13 protein-coding genes are annotated in these 13,853 nt (G+C 35.4%); 6 read left to right on the top strand and 7 right to left on the bottom strand.

Annotation, left to right across the window (positions count from 1 at the left end):
- Positions 1-9: 9 nt before the first annotated feature.
- The 7 genes from AC23MB_RS01945 to AC23MB_RS01915 form a co-directional block, all read right to left on the bottom strand.
- Positions 10-1,380, bottom strand: a complete 1,371-nt coding sequence (locus tag AC23MB_RS01945; protein WP_487786404.1) for a tetratricopeptide repeat protein — start codon at positions 1,378-1,380, stop codon at positions 10-12.
- Between the two features lie 113 nt (positions 1,381-1,493).
- Positions 1,494-2,876 (bottom strand): phosphoglucosamine mutase, encoded by a 1,383-nt coding sequence (glmM, locus tag AC23MB_RS01940; protein ID WP_487786403.1) that lies wholly within the window; start codon positions 2,874-2,876, stop codon positions 1,494-1,496.
- 62 nt (positions 2,877-2,938) lie between these two features.
- The gene (locus tag AC23MB_RS01935) at positions 2,939-3,079 is read right to left on the bottom strand and encodes a FeoB-associated Cys-rich membrane protein (RefSeq protein WP_487786402.1); all 141 of its coding nucleotides are present in this window, start codon (positions 3,077-3,079) and stop codon (positions 2,939-2,941) included.
- Positions 3,080-3,099: 20 nt separating this feature from the next.
- Entirely contained in the window at positions 3,100-5,139 is a 2,040-nt protein-coding gene (gene feoB / locus AC23MB_RS01930; protein WP_374329681.1) for a ferrous iron transport protein B, read from the bottom strand.
- 2 nt (positions 5,140-5,141) lie between these two features.
- Positions 5,142-5,390 carry a FeoA family protein gene (locus AC23MB_RS01925; protein ID WP_374329679.1) on the bottom strand — a complete coding sequence of 83 codons (249 nt, stop codon included), beginning with the start codon at positions 5,388-5,390 and terminating at the stop codon, positions 5,142-5,144.
- Between the two features lie 114 nt (positions 5,391-5,504).
- The gene (locus AC23MB_RS01920; protein WP_313027050.1) at positions 5,505-6,398 is read right to left on the bottom strand and encodes a GLPGLI family protein; all 894 of its coding nucleotides are present in this window, start codon (positions 6,396-6,398) and stop codon (positions 5,505-5,507) included.
- A gap of 64 nt (positions 6,399-6,462) precedes the next feature.
- Complete coding sequence (locus tag AC23MB_RS01915) at positions 6,463-7,233, bottom strand: Rossmann-like and DUF2520 domain-containing protein (RefSeq protein WP_374329687.1); 771 nt, start codon at positions 7,231-7,233, stop codon at positions 6,463-6,465.
- A gap of 112 nt (positions 7,234-7,345) precedes the next feature.
- Here AC23MB_RS01915 and AC23MB_RS01910 point away from each other — a divergent pair, with 112 nt between their 5' ends.
- The 6 genes from AC23MB_RS01910 to AC23MB_RS01885 all read left to right on the top strand — a co-directional run bounded on the left by AC23MB_RS01910 (position 7,346) and on the right by AC23MB_RS01885 (position 13,849).
- Positions 7,346-7,903, top strand: coding sequence for an RNA polymerase sigma factor (locus tag AC23MB_RS01910; protein ID WP_313027056.1), 558 nt, complete (start codon positions 7,346-7,348; stop codon positions 7,901-7,903).
- A gap of 12 nt (positions 7,904-7,915) precedes the next feature.
- A complete protein-coding gene (locus AC23MB_RS01905) occupies positions 7,916-8,494 on the top strand; it encodes a hypothetical protein (protein ID WP_374329676.1) in 579 nt (192 codons plus the stop codon).
- A 16-nt stretch (positions 8,495-8,510) separates the two neighbouring features.
- Positions 8,511-9,134, top strand: a complete 624-nt coding sequence (locus tag AC23MB_RS01900; protein ID WP_487786401.1) for a hypothetical protein — start codon at positions 8,511-8,513, stop codon at positions 9,132-9,134.
- 155 nt (positions 9,135-9,289) lie between these two features.
- On the top strand, positions 9,290-11,437 hold the full coding sequence (locus tag AC23MB_RS01895) for a peptidylprolyl isomerase (RefSeq protein ID WP_487786400.1): 2,148 nt from the start codon (positions 9,290-9,292) through the stop codon (positions 11,435-11,437).
- Between the two features lie 123 nt (positions 11,438-11,560).
- Positions 11,561-12,502, top strand: coding sequence for an MlaD family protein (locus AC23MB_RS01890; protein WP_487786399.1), 942 nt, complete (start codon positions 11,561-11,563; stop codon positions 12,500-12,502).
- Between the two features lie 12 nt (positions 12,503-12,514).
- Positions 12,515-13,849, top strand: a complete 1,335-nt coding sequence (locus tag AC23MB_RS01885; RefSeq protein ID WP_487786398.1) for a 4Fe-4S dicluster domain-containing protein — start codon at positions 12,515-12,517, stop codon at positions 13,847-13,849.
- The last annotated feature ends 4 nt before the right edge of the window (positions 13,850-13,853 follow it).

The following is a 13,853-nucleotide window of genomic DNA, read 5'->3' as shown; positions in this document are numbered from 1 at the left end:
TTTTTAGTTCTATTTCTTTTTAGTCTTAACTTTTTTGACGGCTTCTTTTATAAATGGATACTTTTGTCCCATATCATCGGAGATTTCGGGATCCATTTCTAAAGCTTGTTTCAAGGCTTCATTTCCTTCTTTATTTAAATTAAGATGGAAATAACAGTTACTCTTTTGATAATGCAATTCTGCGCGGTTATGCAACTGAATTGCCTTTACTAAAAGCGCTAAAGCATCTTCGTACTCGCCAATCAGCATCAAAACTTCCGAAAAAGCATACCAATTATAAAATCTTGAAGGCTCAACAGCAATCAATTTTTTAAAACAAGCTAAACTTTCTTCAAACTTGCCAGACTCAATATAAAGGAAAGCCAAACGTTTTTGATACTCAATATTATTTTCGTTTAACAACACACTTTCTTTAGCAAAATGAAGCGCTTCTTTTAATTTGCCCATATCTTCGTAGATATAAGATTGCTCCATCATCGATAAATAAAACTGAGGATCTTCTATTAACGACTTTTGAAAATAAGCCAAAGCCTGAATCGGCATTTTGTTTTCTTTATAACAAAGTCCTATTTTGTAATAAGTAAAAGCCTTGGTATATTCCAAATCCAACATCTCTTCATAAACTTCGATCGCGCGCGCCCAATCTCCCAAAGCCTCATAACAAGCCGCTTTGTTAGCGTAAACTCCCACCGAATTTGGATTAATCGCCAAAAGATAATCAAAACCTTTGATAGCTTCCAGATAATTCTTTTTATTGAAATGAAGCTGTCCAAACTCGAACCAAGCCATTTCCGAGAACGGATACTTGTCCAAATATTGGTTGATAAATCCTAAAGCTTCTTGGAAGCGATTAAGCTTCGTATAACAAGCCATTGCATTTTCCAAAGAATATTCGTCTTGAGGATCAAATTGCAAAGCTTTAGAATAATGTTTCAAAGCGTTGAATGGATCGTCAAGATTCACATACTCATCAGCGATAAAATTGTGCAGGAAGTTCTCTTCTTCTTCCAACTCCAAAGCCTTTTCGCAATATTCAATTGAGCGTTTTGGATTCCCGAGGTTAGAATAATATTTAGCACAACACACCAAAAAGTCTGTCATTTCCATACAAGATGGCTTCAACTCATCGATAAGTTCTTTAGCCTTTGTATAGCGTTCTAGCTCTAGGAAAACCTCTAGTTGTTTTGTTTTTAATTCGATTGATGTTGGATGGAGTTTCAACGCATATTTTGTTGCCAATTCTGCGTAAGAAATGTCGCCAAGTTCCAAATAATAAATAATGATATCCTCGTATTCTTCGGTATCGAAGTAAAGTTCTTCATTATTTTCAATCATGTCTTCGAACTTTTTAGCAAGTTCGTTTTCAAAAAATTCTTCCAATATATTATAAACGTACTATCGAAATGAGAAAAAGTTTTACAAACTTCGATAGACTTTAATTAATAAAACACATAATCTGTCTAAAGCCGACTACTAAATTTAATAAAAAAATATTAAATCAAACTTTTAATTTTGGCGATGATATCATCACCCAATTTGTCAGCTTCCTCTTGCGATTTAGCTTCTGTATAAATTCTGATAATCGGCTCTGTATTTGACTTCCTAAGGTGAACCCAATTTTCAGCAAAATCAATTTTAACACCGTCTACCGTAGAAACCTCTTCGTTTTGATATTCTTTTTCCATTTTAGTTAAAAGATCATCAACATTAATTTCTGGCGTCAATTCGATTTTCTTTTTACCCATAAAATAAGCTGGATAAGTGGCTCTAAGCTCAGAAACTGTTTTGTTTTCTTTTGCTAAATGTGTTAAAAACAAGGCAACACCAACTAAAGAATCTCTTCCGTAATGTAAATCTGGATAGATAATTCCGCCATTACCTTCTCCACCGATAACCGCATCTTTTTCCTTCATCAAGTTAACCACATTAACCTCTCCTACTGCGCTTGCGAAATACTCCGAACCATGACTTTGCGCCACATCACGAAGTGCTCTACTCGATGACAAATTAGAAATAGCTGCACCTTTTTTATGTTTTAAAAGATAGTCTGCAACAGCAACCAACGTATACTCTTCACCGAACATTTCGCCTTTCTCATCAATTAAAGCCAATCTGTCAACATCTGGATCTACCACAACGCCAACATCAGCTTTTTCTTTTATCATCAATTCGCAAATGTCACCAAGATGTTCCTTCAAAGGTTCTGGATTGTGCGGGAAATGACCGTTTGGCTCGCAATAAAGTTTAACAACATCACATCCAAGTTGTTCTAATAACATCGGAATAGCTAAACCTCCGGTTGAGTTAACAGCATCCAAAACAACTTTGAATTTTTTAGCTTTAATCGCTTCTGCATCAACCATTGGCAATGCTAAAATCTTTTGAATATGAATATCGAAAGCATCCTTGTTAACTTCGTACTTTCCTAAATCATCAACTTCAGCATAATTAAAATCTTCGTTCTCAGCCAATTCTAAAACTTTAGCACCTTCCTCTGCATTGATGAATTCGCCTTTGTCATTAAGAAGTTTTAGCGCGTTCCATTGTTTAGGATTATGAGAAGCCGTTAAGATAATTCCGCCATCAGCATTTAGTTCTGGCACCATCACCTCCACAGTTGGCGTTGTTGACAATCCTAAATCGATAACATCGATACCCAAACCTTGCAAAGTTGCCGTCACCAAAGACGAACACATTTGCCCAGAAATACGAGCATCACGACCGATTACGAGTTTTAGATTTTTTTTGTTTTTAGTATTTTGAAGCCAAGTTCCGAATGCGGAAGCGAATTTTACGATGTCTAAAGGTGTTAAGTTAGCATTGACTTGTCCACCTATCGTTCCGCGAATACCAGAGATACTTTTTATTAATGACATTAAATAAATTTTTATGCAAAATTACATAAAAAATAACTGCCAAACGTTAATCAAAAATGATATTACGAACAACCGCAATTGGTATCGCAACCACCGCCTTTTTTTGACTTTCTAAAAGCGTTTCGTAAATTTCTGAAAAGTGCATAAACAATAGCAAAAATCAAAACACCAATCAATGTATATTGAATTACGAGAGAATCCATTTTGTTTAAATTTTTAGAAGTTATTTTAAAATCTGATACGTAAGTAACGACACAAAGTATGCCAAGAAACACATGACAACAGTTTGTGTTGCCGTTAACTTCCAACTTCCTGTCTCACGATATACAACCGCAATAGTTGTGAAGCATTGCATCGCAAATGCGTAGAACATAAGTAATGAAATACCTGTGGCTAAAGTGAAAACCTTCTCACCATTCGGATAAGTATCGTGATGCATTTTGTCGAGCAACTTCCCTTCTGGCGCTTCGTCATCTAGACTATATAAAGTTGACATCGTACCAACAAAAACCTCCCTTGCTGCAAAACTTGATAACAGGCCGATTCCCATTTTCCAATCGTAACCCAAAGGTCGAATGGCTGGCTCTATAAAATGTCCAACTTTACCAAGATATGAATCCTGAAGACTCACTTCACTTGCTACAAATTGATTTGGTTGCTGTTTTGGACCAAAATAACTCAGAGCCCACAAGATAACACTAACTGCAAAAATAACTTTACCAGCACCCGTCACAAATCCCCAAACTTTCTCCAACATCAACTTTACATTGTAACCCCAAAGTGGCATTTTGTATGTTGGCAAATCCATAACCAAAAAACTTTTAGTTTTAGATTTAATAAAAAACTTTGAAACCAAAGCTGCTAAAAGTGCCAGAACAAAGCCTAATAGATACATAGCCATCAAAGCCAATGCATGATATCCAAAACCTAAAAATGTCTTATCTGGAATAACCAAGGTTATCAAAATACTGTACACTGGTATTCTAGCAGCACAAGTCATAAAAGGTGTCGCTAAAATAGTAATTAATCGTTCTTTTGTATTTTCGATGTTTCTTGTAGACATAATTGCAGGAATCGCACAAGCAACACCAGAAACCAAAGGCACAATACTTTTACCGTTCAAGCCAAAAGGTCGCAAAAATTTATCCATCAAAAATACGACGCGCGCCATATAACCCGAATCCTCTAACAGATAAAGGAAATAAAGCATAATACCAATTTGAGGTGCGAAAACCAAAATCCCGCCAACACCAGGAATAATTCCCGTGGTTATAAGACTATTAATTGGTCCTGGAGGAATAGTTGCCGCAGCCCAATCTGTCAACCACGCAAATCCATCTTCGATCCACGCCATTGGGAATTCTGCTAAGAAAAATACGCTTTCGAAAACCAACATCAAAATCAAAAAAAAGAAAACATAACCCCAAACTTTATGCACTAAAACTTTATCTAGTTTTTCTGTTAAAAGTTCTTTAAAAGCCGGTTTTTTCTGAACGATTTGAGATAACACTTCATCAATAACTTGATAGCGTCTAATGGTCTCTTGGACTTGCAAACGTTTCGGAACATGGCAACTTACATCTTCTTTTTTAAGAATCTCGTTGATGTTATTAAGTTTCCCGATATAATTATTAGCCGCCAAAAGCGTCCATACTCGATATTGATTCGCCTCATGCGTTTGGTCAGAAATCCGAGTTACAATCTCTTTTTGCTCGACAGGGATTTCAAAACTAATTTTTTCGGTGGTTGTAAACTCAGAGTTTTTAACCGCTTTTTTAATTTCTTCGAGACCAATATTTTTTTTAGCATTCGATTTAAAAACAGGAACATTGAGAAGTTCTGAAAGTTTTTTAATATCGATATTAATTTCTCTTTTTTCGGCTTCGTCAATCTGGTTAATCACCATAATTGCAGGAATACCGTAATCACGAATCTGTTGAAAAAGCAGTAAACTTCGTCGCAAATTAATAGCATCAGCAACGTAAATAACGCCTTCGTAAGTATCGCGCTCTTCTACCAAATATTTTGAAAAAATAGCTTCATCCTCAGAAGTTGGATAAATACTGTAAGAACCTGGAAGATCGACAATCTCTACATTTTCGCCTTCGTATTCGTATTGTCCAGAATGACTAGCAACTGTTACACCTGCGTAATTACCAGTTTTTTGTTTTTTCTTAGAAAGTCCATTAAAAATAGTTGATTTTCCAACATTTGGATTTCCGACTAAAAGGACTTTTTTGCCCGGATTTTTTTGATTTTCCATAACTACATCATCTCTACCTCAATAAATCTTGCTTCTTCAATTCTTAACGCAAGTCTAGATCGCTCCTCTCCATATTCGATATACAAAGGCCCATCAAAAGGCGCTTGATACAAAATCTTAAAACTCGTTTTTGGCAACAGTCCCATTTCCAAAATTTTGGTTGGCATTTTCAATTCATCATTAAACCCACGAATTTTCCCTAATGTATTTTTAGGGAAACAACATAATGTTCCAGATATTTTTTTTGTCAAAACGAGTAATTTAGAATTGCAAAGATAGCTTATTTTAATTAAATCTAAATAACAAACTAAAACAGAAAAGCCGAGCTATCACCCGACTTTTATCATGTTATCAATAATATAAAACTATTTTTTCTTCTTCGCTGCGGTTTCTGTAATCTCAATTGGATTATCGTTAGCACCAAAAAAATCTTTCAACATTTTTTCTTGATTTTTCATCATTTCACCAATTGTCAAATCACTTCCTGGCATTTTCATACTCAACATATTTTCAGGAACGCGAGTTCTTGCCTCCGCCATTGGATCTTGTTTAAAAGCTAAATATGCTTTATCAAATTTCTCTTTAGTAATTAATTTCATTTCATTACTAACGCCATATTTAGCGTTTGCTTCTTCAGCATAGCTCAGCTCTTTCCAATCTTTTAGTTGTTTATTCCCTTTTAATTCCCAAGAATAATTTTTAGCATCATCTTCTATTTTAACAATTAAACCCGGAAGTCCATAGAATTTGTATGGCCCATCTTGGAAAGGCAAATCTGCACTAAACCAAGCTGTCCATTTTCTTCCTCCGAATTCTGTGGTTGCTTTTTGAGTATTGTATTTCCCAATCATTTGTTTGTCATTAGAAATTTTCCAATCGAATTTCACAGACTCTTCATACCCAAAAAGATTCATACTAATTCTATCTTGATACGTCTCAAGCATGGATGGATAGGACTTGTAAATCTTATAACTAAACTTTGGCATCTTAAGCGACTTGCTCAAATCTTTAAAAGTTTTCGTTCTTTCCATTTCTTCAACTGCGGATTTTATAATTGAATCTTGAGCGGGAAAAGTAAAATCCTGATAAATAGACTTTGTACTTGTAATATCCAAAATCGTCATGACTTTGTCAATTTTTGCAGAATCTTTTTTTGGTTTAAAACTTAATTCGTAGAAAAAACGGTTCGCATTTTCTTGCGCCGAAAGTAATCCTACAAACAAGATAAAACTAAGACTGATTAATTTTTTAATATTCATTTTGTATTGTTTTTAAATGTAATATCCAATTAGTAGCGAGTCTCGAATTTTGTTACAAAATATTTTAATCCAAATTGTACATTTTTTGGATCGAGGCATTCATAACTTCATAAACTGCCAATTGCTCAAGGTTTTTGATAAGTTCTTTATGCGCTTCCAAAATCCTCTTATCATTTCTAACCGCAGGTCCAGTTTGCGCGTCTTTTGGATTTACAGATTTAATTTTATCAAAAGTTTCTTCTATTAAAGGCATAAAATAATCAAACGAAATCTGTTGCGAATCCGAAATTTCTTTAGCTCGAGCAAAAAGATGATTCACAAAATTGCATGCAAAAACTGCTGTTAAATGGACATATTTTCGTTTTTCAAAATCAGCAATTTCGACATGTTTAGAAATTTTTGAAGCAACTTCTCTTAGAACCGTTTCAACATCTTTATTTTCGGCCTCAATAAAAAATGGAATCCCTGCATAATCTAAATCTTTCGACTTCGAAAAAGTTTGCAGTGGATAAAAGCTTGCTTTTTTGTAATCACCATTTAATATTTCTTTTGGTAAAGAACCTGAGGTGTGAGCAACAATTGCATTAGGATTTTTTATAATTTCTGAAACATCCTCAACCGAAGAATCGCTCACCGATACAACATATAAATCTGCATCCGCCAACTCGTTAGTCGACACAGGAATATCTAATTCTTTTGAAATAGAATTTAAAACTTCTTGGTTTCTTCCGAAAATTTGGACTAAATTTTGTTCAGTTTGTTTTAAGGCTTTTGCAAGATGATAAGCCACATTTCCGGAGCCGACGATAACGATTTTCACGATATTGAATTTAATATTTGTTGCAATTTAGTAGAATTTACAGACAATTTCGAGACTACAAATCAAAAATTTGAAAAACAATTTTAACTTTGGCTTGTTAAAAGTATCCAACTAACGAAACATCTCAATGAAGCTCAACGACGACGACATTCTCAAGCTAATGTTACAGCCAAAAACTGTAGAAAAGGGGCTTCGCGCATTGATGGATACACACCAAAGTCGATTGTATTGGCATATTCGACGACTTATTGTGGATCACGATTTGGCGCAAGATGTATTGCAGGAAACGTTTATTAAAGCTTACCAGAATTTTCATCAATTCAAACAAGATAGTAAGTTGTACACTTGGCTTTATAGGATTGCAACCAACGAAGCGCTTCAACAACTTAACAAAATGAAAAAGATGAAAAAAGCGGATGAAGATGCAGATTACTACATGCAGAATTTGGTAGCTGATAACGCAGAAAAAGACGCCGACGAGATTCAACTTTTGTTACAGAAAGCTATACAAAGCCTTCCTGAGAAACAAAAATTGGTTTTCACGATGCGATATTATGACGATTTGCCATACGAAGAAATTTCAAAAATTGTTGACATGTCCGTTGGCACGCTAAAAACGAACTATCACTACGCGAAAGAAAAAATTGAAACTTTTATTAAAGACAACTATTCTAGCGAATTTTAGTAAAATAAATAGATGATGAAAAATTTTGATATAGAAAATCTTGAACGTAAAAACAGTTTTGCAACACCGCCAGATTTCTTTGCGGAAATGCAGAATAATGTTTTGAACAAGACCATTCCTCAAAAGAAAGAAGCTAAAATAATTCCACTTAATTTTAAATGGGCAGCCGCTGCGGCAATAGCAGCTATCGGAGGTCTTGGCATCTGGAGTATTAGCAATCAAAACACCGATCAACACACAACTATTGCAAAAAACAAAGACATTGTTGACAGCAGTTATACAATAAAAAATGATGAAGCTTTAGCTGTATATAACGTGCCACAAGCTAAATCAACTCCACAAGAAAGCCCTACAACAGAAAGCAAACATCCTACTACAACTGAGCACAATAATAGGATTACAAATAAACCAATTGAACGTCAAGATCTAGCTTACACTAAAGTTAATTCTGCGACGCCAAAAGCTTCTTTTGCAAAAGCTAGTAAATCGGATGCGAAAATTACACAAGTTCTTGCGGTTATGACGCCTGACCAAGTCAGCGACCTTGATAAAACTGTGGACCAGGATGTTTATCTTGACCTTTACAATTAGTTGAAAAAAGAGAGTTATGAAAAAATTATTTTTTAGTTTAATATTAGTTTCTTCGATGGCGCAAATTAATGCGCAAACCGAGCGCCGTGGAGGAAGTACAGATAGAAATCGTACGTCATCAGAAAACCTTGGCAATACTTTGCAAAGAGGAAGTCTTGGCACAACAAGCCTTTCGCCAATGCAAAATGACAGAGTCCGTAATGCGCCGAACCAAATGCAAAACATGTCCAATTGGCAAGGGATGAATAAGGAAGAACGTCACGAGATGATGAAAAATATGAGTCCTCGGGAACGGTCACAATTCATGCAAACGGTAAAACAGGATATTTTCCTTGAAGAATTAGATATTCCGAAAGAATCTGAAGCCGAGTTTAAAGAAATTTTTGAACAATACACTAATAATCAAAAACAGATTAAAGATAAATTTAAAGGAATAGTTAACATCGACAAACTTAGCCATGATGAGGCTAAGCAAAAACTTGATGAAAGTTTTGAAGTTGGCAAACAACTTTTAGATAACCGAAAATTATATGCCGATAAGTTTTTAAAAATATTGACGCCACAACAAGTCCTCAAACTCTTCCAAACAGAAGGAAAAGTGCGTGATAAGATTATGGACAAAAAATATGGCGGTCATTAAGCATTAATAGTGAAAATATATCAGCCATCGAAAATTATTTTTTCGGTGGCTTTTTCATAAAAGACTTTTGAGAATGATAAAAGTTTAAAACAAATTTTTCATTTTAGTTCAAAAATATGTATTTTCGCGGATTGATTATAAACACATAACAAAAAATGGCAGTTTTAGGAGAGATTAGAAAACGACCTTGGTTATTGATGGGTGTTATTGCCTTGGCTTTATTAGCTTTCTTGGTAAATCCAGATTCTATCGATAAAATTTTTGGTAAAAACCCTAATATTTTAGGAAAAGTTAATGGTGAAGAAATTAGCCGTGACGAGTTCAACGACCAATTATTTGTACTTCAGCAGCAAGCGCAACAACAAGGACAACCTCAAAATGGACTTGAAGAGCAAGCTTGGCAAGTTTTGGTACAGTCAAAATTGATTAAACAAGAATTTGAAAAACTAGGTCTTGAGTTAACGGACGATATGTTCTGGAGTCAACTTCAGTACGATCCAATGTTTGCACAAAACCCGTCTAACTTTGACGAAAAAGGAAACTTCAAACTTCAAGACATCAAAAAACAAATCGAAGGTCTACAAGAATCTGGTCAAGCAGAAATGTACAACGCTTGGATTAGAAACAAAAAATCTATCGAGTACAGAATGATGGCAAGAATTCTTTTCGGAAACATAGGAAATGGTATAACTGCTAGCAAAAAAGAAGCGGATCTTGTTATCAAACAACGTGACGAAATCGCAAATATTGACTATGTAAAAGTAGATTATACAAGTTTCGAAAAAACAAATCCTACAAAAGTAACAACGCAAGATCTTACAGATTATATCAAGTTGCACCCAACAAGATTCAAAGTTGATGCTAACCGCAACATTGGTTATGTATACTTCCCAGCAACACCAAGCGCACAGGATGATGCAGCCTCTCTTAACGAGCTTAACAAGTTATTCTTAAAAGGATCTGATGCCTCTAACGGAACTGAAAATTTCCAAAACACAAAGAACGACTCAATGTTTGTGGAATTGAACTCTGACGTGCCTTACATGCCTCAGTATCTAAAGCCCGAGCAATTGCCAGCATCTTTGAAGGATAAAATTACAGGTGCTACAGTGGGACAAACTTTTGGACCTTACAAAGAGCAAAATTATTACATCGTTTCAAAATTAATAGATAAGAAGCCGACGGATTCTACAATGTCAAGCCATATCTTAATTGGCTACAAAGGCGCTGAAAGATCAGCTGCGACAAGAACTAAAGAGCAAGCAAAAAAATTAGCTGATAGCATCTTAGCTGATGTTAAATCTAATGCTTCTAATTTTGATAAAGATTTAAAATTCTCTGACGAGCCTAACGCTGTAGAAAGAAAAGGTAGCGTGGGTTGGACAACACCAGAATCGCAATTTGCGCCAGGATATCTTAATTTCTTAGCAAACAACAGCAAAGGCTCAATCGGACTTGCTGAGACGCAATTCGGTTACCACATCATAAAAGTTGATGATAAAAAATCTGGTGCTATGGCTTACAAAGTAGCGCATTTAGCAAAAGCGATTAAAGCCTCTGACAAAACTGAAAGCGAGGTACACAACAAAGCAACTAGATTCATCCAACAAATCCAAGGTAAGAGCTTTAACGAGTTTAGTAACATTGCTAAAAAAGGAGGTTTCAACATGCAAAATCCTAAAGCAGTTACAAGATTTCAAGGACAATTACCTGGTTTAGGAACTGATAAAGATGGCGAAATCTTAACTTGGGCATTTGACAAGAAAAGAGAAATCGGCGATAGCGACATCTTTACCGTTGATGGTACAGGAGATCGTATTGTTGCTTACCTAGTTGGTAAACAAGATGCTGGTCTTGCTAACCCAGAAAGTGTAAGAGAACAAATCGAACCGATTGTTAAAAATAAATTACTAGCTAAAAAGATCATTGACAAAATAAATGCAGCGAAAGCGGGAAGCCTAGATCAAATTGCGAAATTGTTTAACACAACAAAAGCAAATTCTGACATCAACTTCTTCAATGCCAACATTGGTGGATCTATGGAATCTAGAGTTGCAGGTGCTGCATTCGGTGTTGCAAACAACAAAATCTCTCAACCTATTGAAGGCATGGCAGGTGTTTTTGTTGTACAACGAAAGTCAATCAGGAGCAACAAAATGCCTGGCGATGCTAAGCAAGTTTTAGATGCAATCCAACAACAAAACAGTAATATGTTCGGACAAGGTTATCTTAAATCTCTCCAAGATAACGCTGACATCAAAGATTACAGAATTGAAGTTTGGGACAAAACAGGACATCAATAGTAAGAAATTACTCAAAATTATAAAGAAAGCGGCTTGCAATTTGCAGGTCGCTTTCTTGTTTTTATTTAGAAAGAATATTAACTGCAATATTCTTATATTTGTAACCTAAAAAATATTATTTACGTGAAGTTTAGTAAAGAATTAAAAGCTGGTCTTATTGCAATTTTTGCGATTATTTCCTTTACCATATTGTTTCAATTCATGAAAGGGAAAAATATCTTTTCTACAGACAATCAATATTACATCAAATATGATAATGTAGAAGGATTAGCAAAGTCAAACCCAGTTTCTATAAATGGTTTACGTGTTGGACAAGTTTCTGAGATTAAACCAGTACCAACCGCTAATGGCGATATACATTTTGTCGTTCAGATTACTGTTGATGACAAATTTGAATTTACAAAAAATTCAAATGTTGAAATTTTTGAACCAGGCCTTATGTCTGGCAAAGAGCTTAGAATAAATCTTGCAAAAGGAAATGTTTTAGCAAAAGATGGTGATACACTTAAAGGCAACTTCCGATTATCAATGTTTAACTCTTTGGCATCACAAGTTGGTCCTGTTAAAGATCAAATATCAAGTGTTTTGACAAAATTAGATTCGACAATGGTAAGCGCTAATAAGATTGTAGATGAGCAAAATCGTCAACAAATAAAAGTGCTTTTAGCAAACCTTAACCACACTGTTTCGGCTTTTAAAGTTACCGCTGACCAAACCAACAGAATGTTAGCAAATAACGAAGCTGGTGTTAAGTCAGTTTTGGATAACACGAATGACGCTGTTAAATCGACAAAAGTTACAGTAGAAAAGTTTGGGAATGTTGCAGACAATGTAGATGTTAAAAAACTTAACTCTGCGATTGACAATCTTAGCACGACTGCTGACAAACTCAATTCTGTTATTGCAGGCATACAAAATGGCGAAGGTTCTCTTGGAAAACTTACCAAAGATGAAGACCTTTACAACAATCTGAACAAGACATCTAGTAACCTTAATGCTTTAATAGAAGACCTTAAAGCAAATCCTAAGCGTTATATCAACATTTCCGTATTTGGTAAAAAATAATTTTTGATTGATATGCAGTATATTGACAACATCATTTTTGTAATTCTCCTTATCGTTGGCTTTGGCATGTTTGCAAAAAGCTTACAAAAGATTTACAGAAATATCAACCTTGGTAGAGACATTAAAAGATCCGACAGAAGATCCGAACGTTGGGCAACAATGACACGTGTGGCGCTTGGACAAAGCAAAATGGGCCAACGTCCCGTTGCTGGGATTCTTCACCTATTTGTCTATATTGGTTTTGTCATTATCAATATCGATCTTTTAGAAATTATCGTTGACGGTATTTTTGGAACGCACCGTTTCTTACATTCGATTTTAGGAGACTCGATTTATGATTTCTTCACTGCGACCTTAGAAGTTTTAGCTTTATTGGTGGTTATCGGCGTAGTCGTTTTCTTTATTAGAAGAAATTTTTACGGTGTTAAACGTCTTAACATGAAAGAACTTTTCGGTTGGCCAAAAGATGACGCTAACTGGATTTTGATTATCGAATTTGCGCTAATGATGGCTTTCTTCAAGCTAAATGCGTCAGAATCTATTCTACAATCTCGAGGCGTTTATCATGCTGTAGGATCTTTCCCAATTAGTAATGCATTCATCGTACCGATTTTGGAGTGGTTTAGTTTTGATGACGGCTTCTTAATCTTTGTTGAAAAATTCGCTTGGTGGTTCCATTTTGTGGGGATTTTATTCTTCATGAATTATCTTTACTATTCTAAACATTTGCATATTATTTTGGCATTCCCAAGCACTTGGTATGCCAACCTAAACCCGAAAGGAGAATTCAACGATTTGGAATCTGTTACCAAAGAAATTAAATTGATGATGGATCCAAACGCCGATCCTTACGCAGCACCAACTGAAGGAGCCGACGAAGCGCCAGCAAAATTCGGAGCGGAAGATATTTTTGATTTAAATAAAGTTCAACTTCTTAATGCCTATTCGTGTACCGAATGTGGACGTTGTACTGCAAGTTGCCCTGCCAATATTACAGGCAAAGAACTTTCGCCACGCCTTATCATGATGAAAACACGTGACCGTCTAGAAGAAGTGAGCAAAAATATGGATGCCAACGGTGGCAAATTTGTTGACGATGGCAAAAAGTTGTTAAACGATTATATTACGAAAGAAGAACTGTGGGCATGCACAACTTGCAACGCCTGTACAGAAGCTTGCCCTATCCTACTCGATCCGCTATCTATCATTTTTGAAATGAGAAGATTCCTAGTGATGGAGCAATCTGCGGCGCCGACAGAACTTAACTTAATGATGACCAATATCGAAAACAATGCTGCACCATGGCAATACAACCAAAGCGACAGATTGAATTGGGCAACCGAATAATGTA

The sequence above is a fragment of the Soonwooa sp. T0.1_25 genome (assembly GCF_057652215.1).
This window is presented reverse-complemented; position numbering and strand designations above follow the sequence as displayed.

Bases quoted from the DNA above. Each gene is read 5' to 3' on its own strand.
- glmM (WP_487786403.1), bottom strand. From the start codon at position 2,876: ATGTCATTAATAAAAAGTATCTCTGGTATTCGCGGAACGATAGGTGGA.
- AC23MB_RS01935 (WP_487786402.1), bottom strand. From the start codon at position 3,079: ATGGATTCTCTCGTAATTCAATATACATTGATTGGTGTTTTGATTTTT.
- feoB (WP_374329681.1), bottom strand. From the start codon at position 5,139: ATGGAAAATCAAAAAAATCCGGGCAAAAAAGTCCTTTTAGTCGGAAAT.
- AC23MB_RS01920 (WP_313027050.1), bottom strand. From the start codon at position 6,398: ATGAATATTAAAAAATTAATCAGTCTTAGTTTTATCTTGTTTGTAGGA.
- AC23MB_RS01910 (WP_313027056.1), top strand. From the start codon at position 7,346: ATGAAGCTCAACGACGACGACATTCTCAAGCTAATGTTACAGCCAAAA.
- AC23MB_RS01905 (WP_374329676.1), top strand. From the start codon at position 7,916: ATGATGAAAAATTTTGATATAGAAAATCTTGAACGTAAAAACAGTTTT.
- AC23MB_RS01900 (WP_487786401.1), top strand. From the start codon at position 8,511: ATGAAAAAATTATTTTTTAGTTTAATATTAGTTTCTTCGATGGCGCAA.
- AC23MB_RS01895 (WP_487786400.1), top strand. From the start codon at position 9,290: ATGGCAGTTTTAGGAGAGATTAGAAAACGACCTTGGTTATTGATGGGT.
- AC23MB_RS01885 (WP_487786398.1), top strand. From the start codon at position 12,515: ATGCAGTATATTGACAACATCATTTTTGTAATTCTCCTTATCGTTGGC.